19 protein-coding genes are annotated in these 21,067 nt (G+C 68.0%); 7 read left to right on the forward strand and 12 right to left on the reverse strand.

All coding sequences use genetic code 11. The features are described from left to right. Positions 1 to 4 precede the first annotated feature (4 nt). The 10 genes from K3U93_RS17160 to K3U93_RS17205 all read right to left on the reverse strand — a co-directional run bounded on the left by K3U93_RS17160 (position 5) and on the right by K3U93_RS17205 (position 11,257). Entirely contained in the window at positions 5 to 1,066 is a 1,062-nt protein-coding gene (locus K3U93_RS17160) for an acyl-CoA dehydrogenase family protein (protein ID WP_071510183.1), read from the reverse strand. A gap of 4 nt (positions 1,067 to 1,070) precedes the next feature. Further along, positions 1,071 to 1,937, reverse strand: coding sequence for an amidohydrolase family protein (locus K3U93_RS17165; protein ID WP_071510117.1), 867 nt, complete (start codon positions 1,935 to 1,937; stop codon positions 1,071 to 1,073). Continuing rightward, positions 1,934 to 3,598 (reverse strand): acyl-CoA synthetase, encoded by a 1,665-nt coding sequence (locus K3U93_RS17170; RefSeq protein WP_083010939.1) that lies wholly within the window; start codon positions 3,596 to 3,598, stop codon positions 1,934 to 1,936. Before K3U93_RS17170 ends, K3U93_RS17165 begins: the two co-directional genes overlap by 4 nt. A 21-nt stretch (positions 3,599 to 3,619) precedes the next feature. Then, a complete protein-coding gene (locus tag K3U93_RS17175; protein ID WP_083010938.1) occupies positions 3,620 to 4,831 on the reverse strand; it encodes an amidohydrolase family protein in 1,212 nt (403 codons plus the stop codon). Between the two features lie 32 nt (positions 4,832 to 4,863). After that, positions 4,864 to 5,736 (reverse strand): enoyl-CoA hydratase, encoded by an 873-nt coding sequence (locus K3U93_RS17180; RefSeq protein WP_083010937.1) that lies wholly within the window; start codon positions 5,734 to 5,736, stop codon positions 4,864 to 4,866. Between the two features lie 138 nt (positions 5,737 to 5,874). Further along, positions 5,875 to 6,885 (reverse strand): dihydrodipicolinate synthase family protein, encoded by a 1,011-nt coding sequence (locus K3U93_RS17185; RefSeq protein ID WP_083010936.1) that lies wholly within the window; start codon positions 6,883 to 6,885, stop codon positions 5,875 to 5,877. Between the two features lie 62 nt (positions 6,886 to 6,947). Beyond that, the gene (locus K3U93_RS17190) at positions 6,948 to 8,174 is read right to left on the reverse strand and encodes a CaiB/BaiF CoA transferase family protein (protein ID WP_139797015.1); all 1,227 of its coding nucleotides are present in this window, start codon (positions 8,172 to 8,174) and stop codon (positions 6,948 to 6,950) included. Positions 8,175 to 8,249: 75 nt separating this feature from the next. Beyond that, positions 8,250 to 9,530 carry an amidohydrolase family protein gene (locus K3U93_RS17195; RefSeq protein WP_071510111.1) on the reverse strand — a complete coding sequence of 427 codons (1,281 nt, stop codon included), beginning with the start codon at positions 9,528 to 9,530 and terminating at the stop codon, positions 8,250 to 8,252. 100 nt (positions 9,531 to 9,630) lie between these two features. Beyond that, entirely contained in the window at positions 9,631 to 10,506 is an 876-nt protein-coding gene (locus K3U93_RS17200; protein WP_071510110.1) for an enoyl-CoA hydratase/isomerase family protein, read from the reverse strand. A gap of 100 nt (positions 10,507 to 10,606) precedes the next feature. Then, entirely contained in the window at positions 10,607 to 11,257 is a 651-nt protein-coding gene (locus K3U93_RS17205; RefSeq protein WP_071510109.1) for a hotdog family protein, read from the reverse strand. 121 nt (positions 11,258 to 11,378) lie between these two features. Here K3U93_RS17205 and K3U93_RS17210 point away from each other — a divergent pair, with 121 nt between their 5' ends. The 6 genes from K3U93_RS17210 to K3U93_RS17235 are packed head-to-tail and all read left to right on the forward strand — an operon-like array spanning position 11,379 to position 18,261. Continuing rightward, a complete protein-coding gene (locus K3U93_RS17210) occupies positions 11,379 to 12,191 on the forward strand; it encodes an enoyl-CoA hydratase/isomerase family protein (RefSeq protein WP_071510108.1) in 813 nt (270 codons plus the stop codon). 13 nt (positions 12,192 to 12,204) lie between these two features. Then, positions 12,205 to 13,008, forward strand: a complete 804-nt coding sequence (locus K3U93_RS17215) for an enoyl-CoA hydratase/isomerase family protein (RefSeq protein WP_071510182.1) — start codon at positions 12,205 to 12,207, stop codon at positions 13,006 to 13,008. Next, a complete protein-coding gene (locus tag K3U93_RS17220) occupies positions 12,999 to 13,790 on the forward strand; it encodes an enoyl-CoA hydratase/isomerase family protein (protein WP_071510107.1) in 792 nt (263 codons plus the stop codon). Before K3U93_RS17215 ends, K3U93_RS17220 begins: the two co-directional genes overlap by 10 nt. Further along, entirely contained in the window at positions 13,787 to 15,250 is a 1,464-nt protein-coding gene (locus K3U93_RS17225; protein ID WP_176219991.1) for a class I adenylate-forming enzyme family protein, read from the forward strand. The genes K3U93_RS17220 and K3U93_RS17225 overlap by 4 nt, the downstream gene beginning before the upstream one ends. After that, the gene (locus tag K3U93_RS17230) at positions 15,228 to 16,724 is read left to right on the forward strand and encodes a class I adenylate-forming enzyme family protein (protein WP_083010935.1); all 1,497 of its coding nucleotides are present in this window, start codon (positions 15,228 to 15,230) and stop codon (positions 16,722 to 16,724) included. Before K3U93_RS17225 ends, K3U93_RS17230 begins: the two co-directional genes overlap by 23 nt. Continuing rightward, positions 16,717 to 18,261: a class I adenylate-forming enzyme family protein gene (locus K3U93_RS17235; RefSeq protein WP_083010934.1), complete on the forward strand. Its 1,545-nt coding sequence runs from the start codon at positions 16,717 to 16,719 to the stop codon at positions 18,259 to 18,261. The genes K3U93_RS17230 and K3U93_RS17235 overlap by 8 nt, the downstream gene beginning before the upstream one ends. Positions 18,262 to 18,332: 71 nt before the next feature. On the opposite strand, the gene K3U93_RS17240 is transcribed toward K3U93_RS17235, so the two are convergent. Together K3U93_RS17240 and K3U93_RS17245 are read right to left on the reverse strand one after the other, a co-directional pair. Beyond that, complete coding sequence (locus K3U93_RS17240) at positions 18,333 to 19,160, reverse strand: enoyl-CoA hydratase (RefSeq protein ID WP_083010933.1); 828 nt, start codon at positions 19,158 to 19,160, stop codon at positions 18,333 to 18,335. Positions 19,161 to 19,239: 79 nt separating this feature from the next. Then, positions 19,240 to 20,037, reverse strand: coding sequence for an SDR family NAD(P)-dependent oxidoreductase (locus K3U93_RS17245; RefSeq protein ID WP_083010932.1), 798 nt, complete (start codon positions 20,035 to 20,037; stop codon positions 19,240 to 19,242). 198 nt (positions 20,038 to 20,235) lie between these two features. On the opposite strand from K3U93_RS17245, the gene K3U93_RS17250 reads away from it, so the two are divergent. Beyond that, positions 20,236 to 21,036 (forward strand): TetR/AcrR family transcriptional regulator, encoded by an 801-nt coding sequence (locus K3U93_RS17250; RefSeq protein ID WP_083010931.1) that lies wholly within the window; start codon positions 20,236 to 20,238, stop codon positions 21,034 to 21,036. The last annotated feature ends 31 nt before the right edge of the window (positions 21,037 to 21,067 follow it).

The raw sequence follows: 21,067 nt of genomic DNA on the forward strand, positions 1-21,067 counted from the left end.
TCCTTTACACGGAGACGGATGAGATCGCGGCGGCGCTTTCGCGTTCGGCGACGAGCCGCCCCACGTGCCTGGCCGTGACACCGGGATCGCCCCCGGCCAGCGGCCAGCCGCGGGCCCGCACCAGATACGCCGTCGCCGCGGCTTCCGTGGACACCCCGAGGCCGCCCTGGATGTGCACCGCCATGGTGGCCGCCTTGGCCGCTTCCTCGGCCATGAACACGAACGCGCAGCCGGGCAGTTCCGGGCGCTCGCCGGGCTCGTTGTCGAGGAACCAGGCGGCGCGCCGCGCGAGGTTACGGCCGCCCTGCACGACGATCGCCATGTTGGCCAGCGGATGCGAGATCGCCTGCAGCGTCGAGATGGGAACGCCAAGCGTGTACCGGGATTTCGCGAACTCGGCCGCGATGGTCATCGCCTGCTCGACCAGGCCGGCCAGCGCCGCGGCCGTCAACAGCCGCCACTCGTCGAGCGCGCGACGGTGCGCCGCAACGGCTTCGGGGCCCGAACCCAGCACGGTCCGCGAATCGGCCGCGCCGGGGTCCACCCAGGCCATCGGCAGCTGGCCGATGTTGGGCACCCGCGCGGGCCGGGGGGCGAACGTCAACAGGACCACCTCGTCGCCGTCGCGGACGACGAGGCCGTCGGCGACCGCAGCCGAGGGGACGAGTCGCGGCCCCGCGACGGGTTCCGGTGCGGCGTCGAGCCCCAGAATCCGGCCGCCCTCGATCACGTCGGCCTCGACGGCGCCGAGTCGTTCGGTCAGCCGCGCGGCGCAGACGTGGTCGATCCAGGGCACCGGGGCCAGCGCCCGGCCCAGTTCCTCGGCGACGAGCGCGAGATCCACCAGGGTCGCCCCGTCACCGCCGGCGTCCTCGCCGACCGCCATGGAGGTTGCGCCCATGGCGCACAACCGCTCCCACAGGCTCTTGTCGAACCCGGTGTCCTGCGCGGCCCACACCGTCTCGATCGGGCAGTGGGCCTCCAGCAGCTGGCGGTAGGCGGCCTGCAGGGCCTTGTGGTCCTCGGTCAGGCTGTAGTCCTGCCGGCGTAGCTCGTAGCGATCCATCGCCTCACCGCTCCTGATTCTGGTCGGGCCGCGCGCCACCGCCGAAGAAGAACTCGTTGGCGTTGTCGTAGAGGTAATTGTCAAGGACTTCCGGGGGCAGGTCGAGGGCGTTGGCCTCGGGAACCACGCGATGCTGGCGCAGCACCGGCCAGTCGGAGGCGAAGATCACCTTGTCGGGGCCCCGGGTGCGCATGTAGTGGATGAGGCTGTCCGGCAACCGCTTCGGCGACCACGCCGAGGTCATCAGGCGCAGGTTCCGGTATTTGATCAGCATCCGGATCGCGACGTCCCACCAGGGATCCGCGCCGTGGATCATGCACAGCTTCAGCTCCGGGAAGCGCACGCACACCCGGTCGAGGTGGATCGGGTTCTGCACCTCGCCGGGGATGGGCGGCCCCGGGATGCCGGTGTTGACGCACAGCGGCAGGCCGATCTCGGCGCACTTGGCATACAGCGGGTAGTACACGGCGTCGCTGGGCGGGTACTGGCCGTCGGCCCAGAAGCTGGGACCCACCACGGCGTAGGCCACCGGCAGGTCGGCCGCCGTCGAGGCCAGCTGCCGCAGCGACGCCACCGGACGCAGCAGGTTGACGCCGCCCATGGCCAGCGCGAAACGGTCCGGGCGCGCATCGACGAACTTGCGGGCGGTCACCGAAGGCTTGGCCAGGTTGTCCATCAGGATGGCCTTTTCGACGCCGTGTTCGTCCATCTCGCCGAGCAACTCCGACAGGTCCACGGGATCGAACATCGACGCGGGGCCCTTGAAGTAGTCGTCGCGGACCTTCGTCATGAACTCCGGTTGCACGTCCGTCTCGCCGAAGTGCACATTGACCAGGCAGTCGATGACCGGTCGGGCCGAACCATGCGTCATCGTCGAGTTGTCCTTGCGCTCCCCGGGGCGCCGGCGACGTTCGTCGACGCCGGAACCAGCTGTGTCGCTATCTGTTTGGCCCATCGGTAGTCGGCCTTGCCGTTGCCCAGCCTGCGCACCCGGTCGACCGCGATGAACGCCTTGGGCGCCTTGAACCTCGCCAGCTCGGCCGTGCAGTGCGCGTGCAGCGCCGCGTCGTCGGGCTCGGCTCCGTCGCGCGGCTCGATCAGGGCGACGACTTCCTGTCCCCAGCGCTCGCTTTCGCGGCCCACCACCACCGCGTCGGCGACGGCGGGGTGCGCGCGCAGCACCTCTTCGACCTCCTCCGCGAAGACCTTCTCGCCGCCGGTGTTGACCACCAACGAATCCCGGCCGAACAGCCGCAGCGTGCCGTCGGGGTCGACGCTGGCGCGGTCGCCGGATATCACCACCCGCCGCCCCCGCACCACCGGGAACGTCTCGGCGGTCGCGGCCGGATCGTCGAAGTAGCCCAACGGGATGCGATCGGTGCGGGCCACCCAGCCGACCTCGGGTTCGCCCGGCTGTAGGAACCGGGTGTAGTCCTCGGACACCACCAGGCCGCCGGGCCGGAACGTGAAGGTGTCCGCGTGGGCGCCCAGCCTGCTGCGCCCGAAACCCATGTTCCCCGTCTCCGAGGAGCCGTAGCCGTTGATCAGCGTGATGTGCGGCAGGTATTCCAGCAGGGCCCGTTGGTATTTGAGGTTGGTCGCCGCCCCGCCGGTGCCGATCGCGAACAGCGACGACAGGTCGTAGCCGCGGCGGCCGAGTTCCTCTGCCACCGGCCCCGCGTAGGCGTCTCCCACCATCGTCATCATGCCGACCCTTTCACGTTCGGCGGTCCGCAGCGCCGATGCCGGGTCGAACTTCTGCCGGGTGTCGTAGAGGACGGCCGTCTGACCCGACAGGATCGCCGAAAAGGCGGTCCACATGCCGGCGGCATGCATCAGCGGCGACACCGCGAACCACGGCGGTCCGGCGTTCCGTACCTTCCGGTGGATCTCGTCGACGGCCGCGTGGTCGTCGCCGTTCATCGACATCACGTAGATGTCGGACTGCCGCCAGAGCACGCCCTTGGGCCGGCCGGTCGTCCCGCCGGTGCAGATCATCAGCAGGTCATCCGGTGACGGCGTGTTGCCGTGGTCGGAATCGCCTTGGGCCAGCGCGTCTTCCAGCGTGACGGCGCCGGCCAGCTCGGGGTAGTCGCTGCCGTCGTCGACCGAGATCAACAGGTCGGCGCCCACGCAGGGCAGGACGTCGGCGAACTTGGCGCCCAGACCGCGGTGATAGACGATGCCGCGGGGCTTGACGTAGGCCAGCAGGTCGGCCACCTCCCGCGGCGTGTAGTAGTGGTTGACGTTGACCGGCACCACCCGGGCCTTCAGGCACGCGACGACCATGTCGGGGTACAGGTCGTTGTACATGATCAGCGCCACGCGGTCCTGGCCGCACTCCCAGTTGCCGAGCGCGGCGCGCTCGGTATGTGCGCCGAAGCCGTTGTGCGCCAGGTAGTTAGCGATCCGGCGGGTCCGGTCCGCGGACTCGGCGAAGGTGCTTCTTCGGGCCCCGCAGATGGTCATCACCCGGTCGGGGACGGCGTCGGCGACCGCATCCAGGACCGCCCCGATCGTCCATTCGCTCATCGGCGGCACCCCGGCGACGCGTTACGCCGACGCGGGAACGTTGACGCCGAGCAGGTCAAGCGCGTTGTCGCGCATGACTTTACGGGTGTCTTCGGCGCTGAACTCCGGGAACTGGGGAATGTCGGCGGTGAAGGTCATCGGATCGGCGAGCCCTTCGCCATGCGGCCAGTCCGAGCCGAACAGGATCTTGTCCACGCCGATCGTGTCGGCGAGCAGCTTCACGTCGTCCTCGTAATAGGGCGCGATCCAGACGTTGTTCTTCAGCTGCTGCACCGGATCCTCTTTGAAGTGGTAGGGGGCGGTATTGGCCGCCTTCTTGAGCCGCTTGATCAACCGGTAGACGAAGTACGCGCCGTTCTCGATGCTGACGGCCTTCAGCTTCGGGTGGCGGGTGAACACCTGGTGCACGATCATCGATGCCATCGTGTCGTGGATCGCCCGGTCGTCCAGCAGCACCTGGTCCAGCGGGTCCTTCTTGCCGAACCCCTCGAAGGTGGACTTGCCGCCCCACAGCGCGGCGATCGCCAGATAGCCACTGTCGCTGAGGTGGAAGCCGACCGGAACGCCGGCTTCGGCCAGCCGCGCCCACACCGGGTCGTGCAGCGGGTCGCCCAACGATCGCGGCTTCACCGGGCCGGGCACCGGGGCGGGCCGCACCAGCACCATCCTGGCCCCCCGGTCCAGGACGAATTCGACCTCCTCGACGGCCTTTTCGGGATCGGCCAGCGAGATGATCGGCGCCGACAGGATGCGGTGATCGGGACGGTCGAAACCCCAGTCCTCGTCGAGCCACAGGTTGAACGCGTGCAGCGACGCCATCGTGGCCTCGATGTCGTGTTTGAGGGCCTCCTCGACGCCGCAGGCGAACGTCGGCAGCATGAACACCGTCTCGAGGTTCTGGGTGTCCAGGACCTTCACCCGGGCGTCACGGTTCTGGTACTCGGGATGATTCTCCATCCGATCGACCTTCATCAACGACGCGGGGTCGACGCCGTCGGGGATCTCGCCGCGGAACAGCAAGTCCAGGCAGCCCGGCTCGATGATCGGGTCGAACGTCGGGTTCGGAATGAAGTGATTGATCCGGTCGCCGATCACGGCCCACGTGCGCTTGCCGTCCCTGACCATCTGCACGCCGCGGCGCTTGAACTCCCTGGGCAGGTGGCGGGTGAACGCGTCCAGCGGTTCGTAGTAGTGGTTGTCGACGTCGATCGCCTGATAGTCCAGCGTCGTCATGGTCGGACGTCCTCTCAATCTTCCTCGGCTGCTTAAGTTTGGCCGCCGTGCGCGGTCAGCGGCGGGAAATTCGGTGAGCGCTTCTCGAAGAAAGCGGTGATGCCCTCGATGAAGTCGGGGCGGGTCATCGATTCGTGCATCAGCTTCTCGGCCCTGTTGCTGGTCTCGACGATCGGGAGCTCCGCGTCGGCGTAGAGCTGCCGCTTCATCACGGACAGCGAGCTCGGCGCGCAATTGCTGGCCATGTCCGCGGCGTAGCCGATGACCCGGTCCATCAGTCGCTCGCCCGGCACCACTTCCTTGACCAGGCCCAGTTCGGCGGCCTCCTCGGCGAGGAAGGTGCGACCGGACAGCAGCAGGTCGGCGGCGGCTCCCCAGCCGGCGAGCCGCGGCAGGATCCAGGAGATGCCGTACTCGCCGACCAGCCCTCGTCGCGCGAACGAGGTGCTGAACTTCGCGCCCGCCGCCGCGAAGCGGATGTCGGCCATCAACGCCATCGACAGGCCGATCCCGGCGACCGACCCATTGATCGCGGCGATCACCGGCTTGCTCAGCTGCGTGAGGAAATACGGGTGCTTTTCAGCCACCAGGGCGCTCACATGGGTCTTGCTGGTCTTGCTCGCCGACTCGACGGTCGTCGACGAGAGGGAATCGAGATCGCCCATGTACGCACCGGCGCAGAACGCGCGCCCCGTCCCGGTCATCACGATGACGCGCACGTCGGGGTCGGCCTCCGCCACGTCGATACAGCGGAAGAATCCGCTCGTCAACGTTCCGCCCCACGCGTTCATCCGCTCGGGACGGTTCAGGGTGATCACCGCGACGCCGCCGTCGTGGGCCTCGTAGAGCACCGGCTCGTTCGACGCGATCGGGCGTTCGGCAACCACGCTGCCGTCGGTGCTCATTCGGACCCGTCCCCTTCATCGGCGGCCACCCGAACGTGGCCGCGTAGTAGATACTGTATACCTATCGGTACAGCTTTCTGCAACGCGCGTCAAAGCCCCCGCCGGTTCGGCGAAGCGCCTGATCAAAGCGGCTGTCGGCTAGCGCTTTCCGACGAGGCCGAGCCGCCGGTAGGCGCCCTCGATCTGCCTCTTCGCCGCGTCGGGTAGCAGCGCCTGTGGGGGCCGCGAATGCGGGTAGCCGCCGATGGGCAGGCCCAGCACCGCCGCGGCGTGCTTGAACGCCGCGCCCCAGTGCGTGAAGTAGTCGGGCCTTCCCGGATAGCAGGTGAACCACGAGCCCATGTCCGCCTCGAATCGATCCATTCCGGATTCCCGCGCGAAGTCCATCGCCTCGATCAGTTTGTCGTTGTAGACCAAATCCCAGTACTCGGTCACGATCCGGCGCTGCGGCGTCTCGTGGAGATAGCCGACGGTGCCGAGCTGAGCCGGGCACACGATGCCGGCGCGCAGCCAGCCCGCCCGGTACACCGTGAGGTCGCACTCCCAGATCACCAGGCCCGGCGCCAGGTCGTGCAGCGCCTTGCTGTTGCGGGGCCGAAACGCCCCCTCCTTGGTCGCGCACACCGCCGGTATCTGCTCGTAGATCCGGGCGCTTTCGGCGGCCGTGAGCACGTATCCCGACGAGGGCGAATTGAACATGCCCAGCGCGATGTCGGTGCGCTCGGCGATGTGGGCGAAAAAGCGCAGCACCCCTTCGCCGCCGTGGGTCTCCATCACCGGCGTTTGAATGTAGGCGATGTCGGCGCCCGCCTGTTGCGCATGCCGGGTCAGTTCCAGGCAATCCTTGACCGACGCCGCCGTGGTGCAGGCCTGCACCACCAGACCGGGGTTGGCCGCCCGGCCCACGTCGATCGCCAACTCCAGTAGTCGCTTTCGCTCATCGAGCGTCAGCGACCAGAACTCGCCGACGCCGCTGGTGCACCACAGCATGGGGTGCTGGAGGTCGGCGACGCAGTAGCGGACGAGCTCGCGGTAGGCGTCCCAGTCGATCTCGTCACCGTCCGGACCGGCAAAGGGGGTATACAACGAGTCGCCGATGCCACGCAGGGCGCCTCGCGCCCAGGACCGGGCCTGGCCTGCCGTCGCCACGATGTCGCTCCTCTCGCTGTCCGTCCTCAACCCGGGGCCCAATGAGGTTTGGCGCCAACCCCTTAGGCGATGGCGCCCGAGTCCTTGAGCTCTTCGATGCGGTCCCAGTCCATGCCCAATTCCATCAACACCAGTTCGGTGTGCTCGGACGCCTGCGGGGCCCGCGTGGTGACCAGCGGCTCATGGTTGAACTGCACCGGTCCGCGCACGACCTTGAACGGGGGGCCGCCGTCGGCGGCCTCCACCTCGGCGATCATGTCGTTGGCGATGGCCTGCTCGTCGGCGCCCAGGTCGACGAGGCTTTGGAACGGCGCCCACTGACCCTTCATCGTCTTAAGATGCCGGCACCAATATTCGAACGGCCTGCCCCCGATCGCCTCGGCGATCAAATCGCTTGCCGCCTCGGCGTTCTCGATCAGCGCCAGCACGGTCGCGAAGCGCGCGTCATCGGCCGCCTCGGCGATGCCAAGGTGTTCGAACGTGTCGCGAATATACCCGGTGGGGCTCACGATGCACAGATTGATCGTTCCGCCGTCGGACGTCTGGTAATTGCCCAGAAACGGGTTGACCTCAGAACCACCGGATTTCGGCATCTCCGCGCGCATGGCTTCGCCGGTGTCCATGCCCTGCGTCACGCTCGCGCCCGCCGCCCACCACGCCGTGCTCAGCAGCGACACGTCGACCTCGACGGCCTCGCCGCTGCGTTCGCGATGCAGGAGCGCGGCCGCGATGCCGCCCGCGATGTTCATCCCGCCGATGGAATCGCCGAACGCGGGAATGCCTTGCGCCAGTGGCGCGCCCAGCTCGGCCGGCGTCAGCGAGTGGCCGATGCCGCTGCGGGTCCAGAACGCCGTCCCGTCGTAGCCGCCGACGTCGCGCTCGGCTCCCTTGTCCCCGTACGCGCTGCCGCGCGCGTACACGATCGCCGGGTTGGCGGCACGGATATGCTCCACGTCGAATTTGTTCTTCTGACGCGCCGACGGCAGATAGTTCGTGAGAAACACGTCGGAGGCCTTCGCGAGTTCGTACAGCACTTCCTGCCCGCCGGGGGTCGACAGGTCGATGCCGACGCTGCGCTTACCCCGGTTGGGGTGCTCGATCAGCGGGTGCCGGTCGGGGTCGAGGCGAAAACCGCCCATGTGCAGAAACCCGCGCTGCGTGTCGCCGCGCACCGGATGCTCGACCTTGATGACGTCGGCGCCCCAATCGGCGAGGATGGCGCCGGCCGCCGGGACGAACGTGAACTGTGCGACCTCGAGGACCCGGAAGCCCGCCATCACCTTGACCAACTGAGTCCACTCCTGCCGCCGAAACTCTTACGGTCGACGCTTCGGCATTTTCTCGATTATGGGGTCCGGCACCCGTTACCTATTCACCCCGGCCGCTTGCGCGAGTGCGTTTGTTGCCCGGTCGCCCTGTTGGTGTTTGCTCAGGGAGCGGATGGATACGTCGTGGTCTTGGGCGGCCCGACGTAGCGCGCCGACGGTGGCTTGTTCACGAGGCAGCTGGCCGAATGGGTCGAAGGAATACCAGTTCATGGCGTTTCGGTGGGTCATTTTGTCGATGTCGGCGTCGGGAACGTTGTTTGTGGTGAGAACGTCCCACAACTGCTCGGGCGCTCCCGGCCACATCGAATCGCTGTGCGGGTAGTCGGCCTCCCAGGCAATGTTGTCGATTCCGATGCGGTGACGCAGCTCGACTCCGACGTGGTCGCTGATGAAGCACGTCAAAAAGTGCTCCCGGAACACCTCGCTGGGCAGCTTGCCGCCGAAGTGCTGATGCGTCCACACCGAATGCATCTCAAACGTGCGATCGACCCGCTCGAGAAAATATGGGATCCAGCCGGTGCCACCCTCGCTCAAGGCGATCTTGAGGTCGGGATATTTCTTGATCGGCGCCGACCACAGCAGGTCGGCGGCGGCCTGCACGATGTTCATGGGCTGCAGTGTGATCATCACATCCATCGGCGCGTCCGGGGCGGTGATGGCCAACCGCCCCGACGAACCGATGTGCACATTCATCACCGTGTCGGTGTCCACCAACGCTTTCCACAACGGCGTCCAATAGTCATCGTGGAAGCTCGGAAGGCCCATCGCGGCAGGGTTTTCGGTAAACGTCAGCGCGTGCACGCCGCGCTTGGCGTTGCGGCGCACCTCGGCCGCGCACGCCTCGGCGTCCCAGATCACCGGTAAGCACATCGGAATGAACCGACCGGGGTAGGCCCCGCACCACTCCTCGACATGCCAATCGTTGTAGGCCTGCAACAACGCCAAACTGAACTCGTGATCCTCGGTGGCGAACAACCGGCCGGCAAACCCGGGGAACGACGGGAAACAGATCGACGCGAAGATCCCGCCCGCGTTCATGTCCTTGATCCGCTCGTCGACCCGCCAGCATCCCGGCCGGATCTCGTCGAGGCCCTGCGGTTCCAGCCCGTACTCTTCCTTGGGTCGACCCGCCACCGCGTTGAGCGCCACATTCGGGATCACCACATCGCGGAACTGCCAGGTATCACTGCCATCCGGGTTGTGCACCAGCCGCGGCGCCTCGCCGAGGTACTTCGTGGGCAAATGGTTTTCGAACATGTCCGGCGGTTCGACGATGTGGTCGTCGACGCTGATCAGGATCATGTCTTCGTTGTTCACGGTGCGCTTTCCGATCGACTACCCGACTGCCTTACTGTTGTTACAACGGTACAGCACCCACCACACCGGCGAAAGCGCCAGACGGTGACCACGGCCACGACTATCTCGACTCCGGTTCGGGGACATCGAAGTGCTCGTCGCGCAGGCGGAACGCCTCCTTGGTGCCGTGTTCCGCCCGGGCCTTGACGAAATTGAACTCGCCCGGAGCGAATTGCAGGTTCGTTCCGAACGCGTGAAAGAGGTAGCTCGCGACTTCCTCGCCCTGATACGCCTGGCTCTGCTCGACCAACCGGAACGCCTCTTTGGCGATGACGACCCCGTCGGCCGGCATCTTGGCCGCCTTCTCCGCCCAGTACCTGGCCCGCGCCGAAACCATCTCGGCCGCACAGGTATCGGTGAAGATGCCGAGATGCTCGACCGCGCTCGCCTCGATGATGTCGCCGGTGAGCAGCAACCGGCGCGCGAGGACCGGGCCGAGCCGGTGAAAGAACATGTGCAGGCTTCCCAGCGCCGGCCCCAGGAAGCGAGTGGCCGGCATCCCGATCTTGGTGTCGCGCGCGATGACCGAGATGTCGGTCATCAGGGCCATCTCGAATCCGCCGCCGAGGGCGTAGCCGCTGATTTCGCCGACCGTGACCTTCGGGAAGCCCATGAAGTTGTGGTAGAAGCCGAACGAGTTCCGGTCGACCGTGAGCCGACGACGCTGGCTCGGGCGCCGCTGTGCCGCGGCCGCGTCCCGGTCGCCGTACCAGGCGTAGGCGTTGTTCATGTCCGCGCCGGTACTGAAAACGCCTCCCTCGCCGCGCAACAACACGACGGTCAGGTCGTCGTCGGCGGCGACCCGGTCGAGGCAGCGGGCGATCGCATCGCGCATGGCGGCGTCATAGGAGTTGCGCTGCTTGGGGTTGTTGAGCGTGATGGTGGCGATCCGCTTGCCGGGATCGACGTCGAACAGTACGCGCTCGTCGCTGGTCATCGCATGTCACTTTCTTCACGGCCGACCGTTTCCCGAAATGAGCCTCGCCTCAATGGTTTTGTCCACCCCTTCGGCGAGGGCGTTGCGGCGCGCCGGACCGTCATCGGGTTCGTCGCTTGCCGAAGTGAAAGCCGGTCAGGGTCTCGGGACGGGCGGCCAGCGAATCGAACTCGCCGATGCAGAGCACTTCGTCGCCGCGGAGCAGCCGTGCCGTCGACCGGACACCCCGCTCGACCGGTGACCGGACGATGTCGAACCGTAAGTCGGTGAGGATCGGGGTGGGGCGCCGGAACGTGACGCCCAGCCAACGCGTCTTGCCCGACAGGCTCGCCGCGCAGTTCTGGTGCTGGGTGACGCAATCGAAGAAGACCGCGACGAATCCCCCGTTGACGAATCCCGGCGGCCCCTCGAAGACCAGCGGGAAATTCACACGGCCGGAGGCGGTTTCGGCGTCAAGCCGGTCGAACTCGTACTCCGGATAGCACGGGTTGTACGCGCCGACGTCGAAGGCGTGATCGAGGTAGACGCGTTTGGTGTCGTCCGCGTCGGGTCCGACGCGCGGCGCGCTGTCCGGGGGGACCGCGGCGGCCAGTTCGTTCTCCCACCGGCCGAACTGGGCCAGCATCGCGTCGACGGCGGGGTGGGAGTGCTCGAGCGACAGGACCAGTCCGGTCAGGCGCCGGACGGCGCCGGCGAACGCGATGGTCTGAGGCAGCGGCCGTTCACCGTATTGCGGTTTGTCCTCCGCCATGCACCCTCTTCACCGGCCGCCTGTTCCGTCGGCGACCTTTCTGCGCTAACTTGTACACGATAGCAATCGAATTGCTTACTGTAGCGGTAACCGTATCAACCGGGGAAGGGCCCACTCGACGGTGACTCACGAGGTTGACGCTGCCGACGGAACGGTAAAGACGAGCCGTGACGGCGAGGTCCTGCGAATCACGCTGGACCGTCCGTCGAGGCACAACTCGCTGAGCCATTCGATGATCGACGCGCTGGTCGACGCGCTCACCGCGGCCGCGTCGGACGACGCCCTGCGCGCCATCCACATCCAGGGCGCCGGCAACGATTTCTGTGCGGGTGCGGACTGGGTGGCGACGAACGCCGACGGGCAGCGCCCCCGCGCCGGTCACCTGGTGCGCCGTATCCCGCATGCCGCCCACCGCGTGATCGACCTCGTCCACACCATTGCGCTGCCGGTCGTCTGCGGCGTGCGGGGCTGGGCCGTCGGCCTCGGCTGCAATCTGGCCCTGGCCGCCGACTTCACGATCGCCGCCGACGACGCCCTGTTCTGGGAGCCGTTCGCCGATCGCGGGTTCAGCGCGGATTCGGGCTCGACGTGGCTGCTGCCGCGGCTGGTCGGTTTGGCGCGGGCCAAGTCGATGCTGCTGCTCGGCGACAAGGTGGCCGCGCCCGACGCCGCCGACTGGGGACTGATCCACGACGCCGTGCCCGAAGCCGAATTGACCGAAGCCGTCGAAGGACTGCTGGCACGGCTCGCGTCGGCGCCCACGGTGGCGATCGGCCTGACCAAGCAGGCGATCCACCACGGCCTGCATGCCTCGCTGGCCGATTCCATGACGCAAGAGCTCTTCAACCTCGAACTGTCCTGCCGCACCGGCGATTTCAAGGAGGGGCTGGCGGCCTTTCGGGAGAAGCGCAGGCCGGACTTCCGTGGCCGCTGACGAAGGGAAGACCATGTCGTTCAACGACATCAAGTACGAGGTCGACGGACATAAGGCCACCATCACGCTCAACCGGCCCGACGCGCTGAACGCCCTGAGCCCGCACATGATCACCGAATTGCGCGCCGCCTACGACGAGGCCGAAAACAATGACAAGGTGTGGCTGCTCATCGTCACCGGCACCGGTCGCGCGTTTTGCGCGGGCGCCGACGTCAAGGAGATCCCCGATGACGGCAAGGTGGTCGACGAGCGGGCGTACCTGTCGACCTACGAGCAGTGGGAGGCGCCGCAGGAGGGCACGCCGCCGTTCCGGCGGATGGCCAAGCCGGTGCTCGCGGCCATCAACGGGATCTGTTGCGGCGCGGGGCTGGACTGGGTGACGACGGGTGACATCGTCATCGCCTCGGAGAAGGCGACGTTCTTCGACCCGCACGTCAGCATCGGCCTGGTGGCCGCGCGCGAAGTGGTGCGACTGGCCCGCGTGCTGCCCCGATCGACCGCCCTGCGGATGGCGTTGCTGGGCAAGCACGAGCGGATGACCGCCCAGCGGGCCTATGAACTGGGGATGATCAGCGAGATCGTCGAGCACGACCGTCTCCTCGAGCGGGCGCACGAACTCGCCGACGTCGTCAATTCCAATGCGCCACTGGCCGTTCGGGGAACCCGGCTGGCCATCCTCAAGGGCCTCGACCTGCCGCTGCACGAGGCCGAGACGTTGGCCGAGGCGTTCCGCGAGCGCAACCTGCACACCGAGGATTCGCTCGAGGGTCCGCGGGCGTTCCTGGAAAAGCGCGCCCCGAATTGGCGATGCCGATGAGCTTCGACACGATCCTGCTCGACGTCGACGCGGCGGACCGCGTCGCCACCATCACGCTGAACCGCCCGGAGTCGCTCAACGCGTTCAACCGGACGATGTGCGAGGAGATGGCCGAGGCATGGCGCATCGTCAAGCTCGACGATTCCGTGAACGCCGTCGTGCTGCGGGCGGCGGGAAGCCGGGCGTTCAGCGCGGGCCTGGACATCAAGACGCCCTACGGGCAGCCCGAGAATGTGTGGAACCACGAGGATCCCGGCGAGGCGCTGAGCCCGAAGTGGCAGAAGATGTGGAAGCCGGTGGTGTGCGCCGTGCAGGGAATGTGCACCGCGGGCGCGTTCTATTTCGTCAACGAGGCCGATGTCGTCCTCTGCTCGACCGACGCGACGTTCTTCGACTCGCACGTGAGCGCGGGATTGGTATGCGCACTGGAGCCGATCGGTTTGATGCGTCGGATCGGTCTGGGCGAGACGCTGCGCATCGCGTTGATGGGCGGCGACGAACGCGTCGGCGCCGACACCGCGCTGCGGATCGGTCTGGTGACCGAGGTGGTCCCCCCGGACCGGCTGTGGGCGCGCGCGCACGAGATCGCCGCCACGATCGCCGCCAAGCCGCCGTCGGCGACCCAGGGCACCGTCAAGGCCATCTGGGAGTCCCTGGACAAGCCCTATCGCGCGGCCCTGGAGCAGGGCCTGATCTACACCCGGCTGGGCAATCCGCTCGGGAAGGCCGAGCTGGCCGCCCGGGGCGGCACGGCCGCGCCCAGCACGCCGAGAATCCGCTGATGACCCACCCGCTCACTCGGCGTATCGCCGACGTGCTGGGCCTGGCGCCCGACGCGCGCGCCATCGAGTATGCGGACACGTGGTTTTCGTGGGGCCAGGTCGCCGCGCTGGCCGAGCGGATCGGTTCCCTTGCCGCGCAACGCGAGGTGGGCATCCTGCTGCGCAACCGGCCCGCCCACGTCGCGGCCTTCCTCGGGGTCCTGCTGTCGGGAGGCACGGTGGTGACCGTCAATCCCTCCCGCGGCGACGAACGCACCAGGGCCGACGTCGAATCGCTGGGATTGCCGGTGCTGGTTGGCGATCCCGACGATCTGGCCAATCTTGGTGCGCCACCGGCGCTTACGACGATGGTGTCGATCTCCGGTGTGGATCACGCCGCGCGGGTGACGCTGGCCCGGTCGGCCGGCACCGGCCCCGGTACCCGGCCCGGCGTGGCGGTCCGGATGCTGACCAGCGGAACCACCGGCCCGCCCAAGCGCGTCGACCTCACCTACGACATGCTGGCGCGCAGCGTGCTGGGGCCCGACCCGCGGAACTCGCCGGCCCCGACCGCGCCGCGGCGCGGCGTGGCGATCGTCAACTCCCCGCTCGTGCACATCGGCGGCGTCTTTCGCGTCCTGCAGTGCGTCACCGAGGCGCGGCCCTTTGCGCTGCTGGAGCGGTTCGAGCTCGACCGGTGGGCGGCGGCGGTGCGCAGGCATCGGCCCGCCGCGGTGTCGCTGGTGCCCGCCGCGCTGCGCATGGTGCTGCATTCCGACCTGCGCCGGGAAGACCTGGCGGGCATCCGCGCCGTCACGTCCGGCACCGCGCCGCTGTCGGCCGAGGACGCCGACGCGTTCACCGAGAAGTTCGGCATCCCGGTGCTGACGTCCTACGCCGCCACGGAATTCGGTGGCGGCGTGGCGGGTTGGACGTTGCCCGACTACCAAAAGTACTGGAAGGCCAAGCGCGGCAGCGTCGGCCGGGCCAACCCCGGGGCGCAGCTGCGCGTCGTCGAGGACGGCGTGCCGGTCGGCCCCAACCGACCGGGCCTGCTCGAGGTGAAGCCCGGCCAGCTGGGTCCGTCCGCCGACTGGATCCGGACCACGGACCTGGGGCGCATCGACGAGGACGGGTTCCTGTGGATCGTCGGCCGGGCCGACCAGGCCATCATCCGCGGGGGCTTCAAGGTGATCCCCGACGACGTGCGCACCGCGCTGGAAAGCCATCCCGCCGTGCGGGGCGCCGCGGTGGTGGGCCAACCCGACGAGAGGCTCGGGGAGACCCCCGCCGCCATGGTCGAGCTGCGCTCACCGGCCGACTCGGCCGAGCTCGCCGAGTACCTGCGCGGCAGGCTGGCGCGCTACGAAATCCCCACCCGCATCGCCATTGTCGACACGATCCCGAGAACCCCGTCCGGCAAGGCCGACCTGGGCGCGGTCCGCCGCTTCTTCGGCAATGCCGTCGAACATGTCGACTAGCACGGTGGCCGGCGTGCTGCGCGAGCAGGCCCGCGCCCGCGCGGACCGTCCACTGCTGATCTGCGACGACGACGTGATCAGTTACGCGGAGGCGGATGGCCGCTCGGCCCGGCTGGCGGGCGCGCTGCTCTCGCTCGGCGCCGGCAAGGGCACGCACGTCGGGGTGCTGTACCCCAACGGCACGGCTTTCGTCGTGGCCACGCTCGCCGCGGCCCGGATCGGCGCGGTGGTCGTCCCGTTTTCGACGTTCTGCACCGCGCGCGAGCTGCGCGAGCAGCTGGCCCACGGCGACGTCCGAATCCTCCTTGCCACGCGGGCTTTTCGGTCCCACGACTATGCCGAACGGCTGGCCGGGGTCCTCGACGATATCGCCGTCCCGTTGCTGCGTCACGTGTTCTTCGATTGGGAGCCGGGCGAATCGGCCGACCAGGGGCGGCTGGCCGCGATGGAAGACGACGTCAACGGCTGCGACCCGCTCGCGATCGTCTACACGTCCGGGTCGACGGACACCCCGAAGGGCGCGGTGCACACCCACGCGGGTCTGCTCGAACACCAGCGCAACCTCAACGGGATCCGGAACCTGTCCGCCGACGACAAACTCTTCTGCAATTCGCCGTTCTTCTGGATCGGCGGGTTCGCGTTCGGGCTGCTCGCCACGCTGGTCGCCGGCTCGACCCTGGTGTGCTCGAACGCCGCGGACGCCGGCGACACCCTCGACCTGCTGGAGGCCGAAAAGCCCACGATCACCAATGGTTTCGCCGCCGCGGTCGCCCACCTGACCCGGCACCCGAGCTTCCCGCACCGGGACCTGTCCTCGATGCGACGCGGCAACCTGTATCCCATCATGGCGCCGGACGCGCGCCCCGCCGATCCCGAGCTGCGTCACAACATGCTCGGGATGACCGAGGCCGGCGGCGTGGTGCTGCTCAGCGGCGACGAGACCGATCAGCCCGAGCGGCGGCGCGGATCGTTCGGCAGGCCCGCCCCGGGATTCGACGTCAAGATCGTCGACGGTGAACTGTGCCTCCGCGGCCCCTATCTGATGCAGCGGTACCACAGGCGCAGCCGCGAGGAAAGCTTCGACGCCGACGGCTGGTTCCACACCGGCGATCTGGTCCGCGCCGACGCCGACGGCTTCTACTACTTCCTGGGTCGGCGCGGGTCGATGATCAAGACCGCGGGCGCCAACGTGTCACCCGAAGAGGTGGCCAGGGCGATCACCAGGGTCACCGGCGGGCTGACCGCGTACGTCGTCGGTGTCCCCGACCGCGAACGGGGCCAAGCGGTGGCGGCGGCCATTGTCGTCGAGGACGAGGCCACGGTTGACGAGGGCGCGCTGCGCCGCGAGCTGAAGTCCGAGCTGTCGGCGTACAAGATCCCGCGCCGAATCGTCCCCATCCGCCGCTCCGACGTCCCGCTGATGTCCAGCGGCAAGGTCGACATGGGGAGGCTCGCAAAGGTTTTCGATGGCTGACGCCCCGTCCACCATCGACCGGCTGGTGCGGTCGCGCGCGGCACGCGACGGACCCAAGCCGATGGTGATCGATGCGTCGGCCCGCCTGAGCTACGGCGAACTGGACTCGACCACGCGCGCGATCGCCGCGGAGTTCGTCGACGCCGGCGTCGCCAAGGGCAGCCGGGTCGGGCTGATCATGCCCAACGGCGTGCGATGGGTGCAGACCGCCATCGCGCTGACCCGTATCGGTGCGGTGTTGGTGCCGCTCAGCACGCTGCTGACGGCGGGCGAGCTGCGGGACCAGCTGCGGGTCGCCTCGGTGCAGTTCCTCATCGGCGTCGAAGAATTCCGGGGCCACCGCTACCTCGAGCACGTCGTCGACAACCCTGATCTGCCCGCGCTGCAGCGCGTTTGGAATGCGGAACGGCTGACGCTGGGCGCCCCTCGTGCAGCGGCCCTTCGGCTCGCCGACGCGATGACCCGGACCGTGACACCCAGCGACACCATGGTGATCATGTTCACCTCGGGCAGCAGCGGGGCGCCCAAGGGCGTCATTCATTCGCACGGAAACGCGCTGGGCGCGGTGCGATCCGGCCTGGCCGCCCGCTGCATCGACGCCGACACCCGCCTGTATCTGCCGATGCCGTTCTTCTGGGTGGGCGGGTTCGGCAGCGGGGTGCTCTCGGCGTTGTTGGCCGGCTGCACCCTGATCACCGAGGAAATCCCTTCGGCGGAAGCCACACTGCGGCTGCTGGAACGCGAGCGCGTCACCCTGTTTCGCGGCTGGCCGGATCAGGCCGAAAACCTTGCCCGCAAGTCGGCCGGCGTCGGGGCGGACCTGTCGGCGTTGCGGCCGGGCAGCCTCGACGCGCTGCTGCCCGCCGAGCTGCGCGCCGAACCGGGGGCGCGGGCCAGGCTGTTCGGCATGACCGAGGCGTTCGGGCCCTACTGCGGCTACCCCGCGGACACCGACATGCCCGAATCGGCCTGGGGCAGCTGCGGAAAGCCGTTCGGCGGCATGGAGGTTCGGATCGTCGACCCCGAGGACGGCTCGCCCGTGCCCGCCGGAACGGGCGGGATGATCCAGATCCGCGGGCCACACGTCATGCGCGGCATGTGCCGGCGCGGCCGGGAGGAGCTGTTCACACCCGACGGCTTCTATCCCACGGGCGATCTCGGCCACCTCGACGGCGACGGGTTCCTCTTCTACCACGGTCGCTCCGACGACATGTTCAAGGTGAGCGGCGCGACGGTGTACCCCGGCGAGGTGCAGCGGGCGCTGCGGTCGATCGACGGCGTCGAAAACGCCGTCGTCACCAACGTGGCGGACGACACGGGCGATCGGGTCGGGGCCGCGGTGGTATGCGACATCGCCACCATGACACCCGATCGGCTTCGAAGCGCCGCCCGAAAGCTGCTGAGCGCCTTCAAGGTTCCAACGCTGTGGCTGCTGGTGGACTCCGACGAGGGCATCCCGCGGGGTGCCACCGGCAAGCCCGACATCCGCAGGCTCCGCGCCTTGTTGCGCGAGCAGACACAGAGTCGCATGATTTAGCGCCGGATAATGCGATTGTGTGTCTGCTCGCGCAAGAAGGCCGCTCGCCGGCCCGTAGTCCGGGGTTGGGGCTATGGGTTCAGGGCGGGAAAGCGGGGCGGCCGCTTCTGCAGGAAGCTCACGATCCCCTCCATGACGTCCGGCCGCGGCAGCGCCTCCCACATCAGCGCCTCGGCGGCCGAATTCGCCGCCGCGACATCGCGGTTCGCGTCGCCGTATGCCTGCCGCTTGATCACCGACATGGCGGTCGGCGAGCAGTTCTGGGCGATGTCCTCGGCGTACTCCATGACACGCCTCATCAGGTCCTCGGGCGCCACGACTTCCTTGACAAGGCCAAGCTCGGCGGCTTCGTCGGCAAGAAACGTGCGCCCGCTGAGCAACAGGTCGAGGGCCACCCCCCACCCCGTCAACCGCGGGAGTATCCAGGAGATGCCGAACTCGGCGATCAGCCCCCGGCGCGCGAACACCGCGGCGAACTTGGCCCCGGCCGCCGCGAAGCGGACGTCACACATCAGCGCCTGAGTCAATCCGATGCCGACACAGGCGCCGTTGATGGCGGCGATGACGGGCTTGCGCAGCTCGGTCACGAAATGGGGCGGGCGTTCGCCGACCAAGTCCGCCACGTCCTTCTCCCCCGCCCTCTGCAGGGAATCGCCGACGGCGTCGGTCGCGCCCGACGAGCCCAGGTGCGCACCGGCGCAGAACGCCCGGCCCCGGCCCGTCAGCACGATGACCCGAATGGCCCCGTCCAGCTCGGCGCGATCGATGGCGGCATAAAACGCCGGGGCCATGTCGGGCCCCCAGGCGTTGAGGCGCTCCGGGCGGTTGAGCGTGATGATCGCGACGCCGCTCGCGGTGGCCTCGTAGAGCACCGCGTCCTCGGGCTCGACGGCGCTCATCGACGCACTCTTAACGCGCAGGTCCCGCACCCGACTGCCGCCACGATCCACTCCTTTTGCCGGACAAGCGCTTTCAAAGTCAGATGAAGTCGGAGCCGCCGTCGACGTTGACATTGGCCCCGGTCATGTAGGAATTACGCCGCGACGCGAGGAAGGCCACGACCGGCCCGATCTCCTCGGGCAGGCCGGCCCGCGGCAAGTGCGCCGGATGCCCGAAATGCTCGGCGATGGCATCCATCAAGCGGCAGGGGTCGTTCCCGTCGACGCCGACCGACTCCGCCCAGCCGATCAGCGACTCGGACGCGATGCTGCCGGGCGAGACGACGTTGACCAGAATCTCGTCCTTGGCCAGCAGCAGCGACAGGTTCTTGGAGACGCTGGTCAGCATGGCCTTGGCCCCGGTGTAAGCGGCCAGCATCACGCTTTGCCGCTGTATCGAGTGCGCGGAGAAGTTCACGACGCGCGCCCACTGCGCTTTGCGCAGCAACGGAAGGGCCGCGCGAACACAGCGCACCATGCCCATCACGCCCGCCTCGACGGCCTGGTGCCACTGGTCGTCGGTCAGGCTTTCGAAGCTGCCCACCGAGCCCGGACCGACCGCGTTGATGAGCGCGTTCAGCTCGCCGTTCCATCGCTCGCCTAGCTCGGCGAACACCGTGTCGACCTGCGCACCGTCGCGGACGTCCGCGACCATCCCCAGGGCGTCGGGACTACCGCAACCGCTCAATTGGGCGGCCGCACGGTCAAGCGCCGACCGTGAGCGGCCGATGACGGCCACCCGCGCACCTTCCTCGGCAAGGCATCGCGCCGTGGCCAATCCCATCCCGCCACCGCCGCCGACCACGACCGTGGCGGCATTTGCCAGCCCTAGATCCATGCCCTGCCGAGCGGCGCGCCCGACGGCCTCGGCCCTGTCATGTTCGCCCGTCCAGCCGCAGTTACCAAAAAGCCTACGATAGCCATTACAGTAGCAGAGGGAAAACCCCGATGGAATCGGCACCGGTGACCGCGGCCGGTAAGGTCCAGGGAGGTAGCGCAACCGCGACACGCGCGCGCATATGCAGGACAGATTGTGATGGAGGTGCCCGTAGTGGCTAAGCAGGCAACCGCTGAAAAGCGTCAGCGACGCGAACGCGGTTCCATCAATCCCGACGACATCATCAGCGGCGCATTCGAACTCGCCGAGCAGGTGTCGATAGACAACCTCAGCATGCCGTTGCTCGGCAAACACCTGGGCGTCGGCGTCACGAGCATCTACTGGTACTTCCGGAAGAAGGACGATCTGCTCAACGCGATGACGGACCGCGCTTTGAGCGAGTACGTGTTCGCCACCCCGTACGTCAAAGCCAGCGACTGGCGCGAGACGCTGCGGAATCACGCGCGCTCGATGCGGAAGACGTTCATGGGCAACCCAATCCTGTGTGATCTGATTTTGATTCGCGCCGCCCTCAGTCCCAAGGCGGCACGCGTCGGCGCCCAGGAGATGGAGAAGGCGATCGCCAACCTGGTCGAGGCCGGCCTATCCGCGGATGACGCCTTCGACACCTATTCGGCGGTTTCGATGCACGTCCGCGGATCGGTGGTGTTGCAACGGCTCTACGAAAAGAACCGGTCCTCGGACAGCGGGGGGCGTGCCATCGAGGACGCGGTGGCCATCGATCCCCAAACCACTCCGCTGATTGCCCAAGTCACCGAGAAGGGCCACCGCATCGGCGCGCCGGACGAAACAAATTTCGAATTCGGCCTCGACTGCATCCTCGACCACGCCGGCCGGTTGATCGAGGAGACGAAAAAGGGGAACGGAGCGACCAAGCCCGCGCCCGCCCGGCAGCGCAAGCCGACCAAGGGGCGGACCCGGCCGGTCGCGGCCCGTTAAGGCTCGGGCGCGTGAAAGTGCTTATGACCTA

Origin of the sequence: Mycobacterium malmoense (assembly GCF_019645855.1) — a bacterium.
GTDB classification, from domain to species: Bacteria; Actinomycetota; Actinomycetes; order Mycobacteriales; family Mycobacteriaceae; genus Mycobacterium; species Mycobacterium malmoense.

Excerpts from the sequence above, each read along its gene's own strand:
- K3U93_RS17245 (WP_083010932.1), bottom strand. The coding sequence starts at position 20,037 with ATGGATCTAGGGCTGGCAAATGCCGCCACGGTCGTGGTCGGCGGCGGT.
- K3U93_RS17250 (WP_083010931.1), top strand. The coding sequence starts at position 20,236 with ATGGAGGTGCCCGTAGTGGCTAAGCAGGCAACCGCTGAAAAGCGTCAG.
- K3U93_RS17180 (WP_083010937.1), bottom strand. The coding sequence starts at position 5,736 with ATGAGCACCGACGGCAGCGTGGTTGCCGAACGCCCGATCGCGTCGAAC.
- K3U93_RS17240 (WP_083010933.1), bottom strand. The coding sequence starts at position 19,160 with ATGAGCGCCGTCGAGCCCGAGGACGCGGTGCTCTACGAGGCCACCGCG.
- K3U93_RS17230 (WP_083010935.1), top strand. The coding sequence starts at position 15,228 with ATGCCGTCGAACATGTCGACTAGCACGGTGGCCGGCGTGCTGCGCGAG.
- K3U93_RS17160 (WP_071510183.1), bottom strand. The coding sequence starts at position 1,066 with ATGGATCGCTACGAGCTACGCCGGCAGGACTACAGCCTGACCGAGGAC.
- K3U93_RS17215 (WP_071510182.1), top strand. The coding sequence starts at position 12,205 with ATGTCGTTCAACGACATCAAGTACGAGGTCGACGGACATAAGGCCACC.
- K3U93_RS17165 (WP_071510117.1), bottom strand. The coding sequence starts at position 1,937 with ATGACGCATGGTTCGGCCCGACCGGTCATCGACTGCCTGGTCAATGTG.
- K3U93_RS17175 (WP_083010938.1), bottom strand. The coding sequence starts at position 4,831 with ATGACGACGCTGGACTATCAGGCGATCGACGTCGACAACCACTACTAC.
- K3U93_RS17235 (WP_083010934.1), top strand. The coding sequence starts at position 16,717 with ATGGCTGACGCCCCGTCCACCATCGACCGGCTGGTGCGGTCGCGCGCG.
- K3U93_RS17205 (WP_071510109.1), bottom strand. The coding sequence starts at position 11,257 with ATGGCGGAGGACAAACCGCAATACGGTGAACGGCCGCTGCCTCAGACC.
- K3U93_RS17170 (WP_083010939.1), bottom strand. The coding sequence starts at position 3,598 with ATGAGCGAATGGACGATCGGGGCGGTCCTGGATGCGGTCGCCGACGCC.
- K3U93_RS17200 (WP_071510110.1), bottom strand. The coding sequence starts at position 10,506 with ATGACCAGCGACGAGCGCGTACTGTTCGACGTCGATCCCGGCAAGCGG.
- K3U93_RS17220 (WP_071510107.1), top strand. The coding sequence starts at position 12,999 with ATGCCGATGAGCTTCGACACGATCCTGCTCGACGTCGACGCGGCGGAC.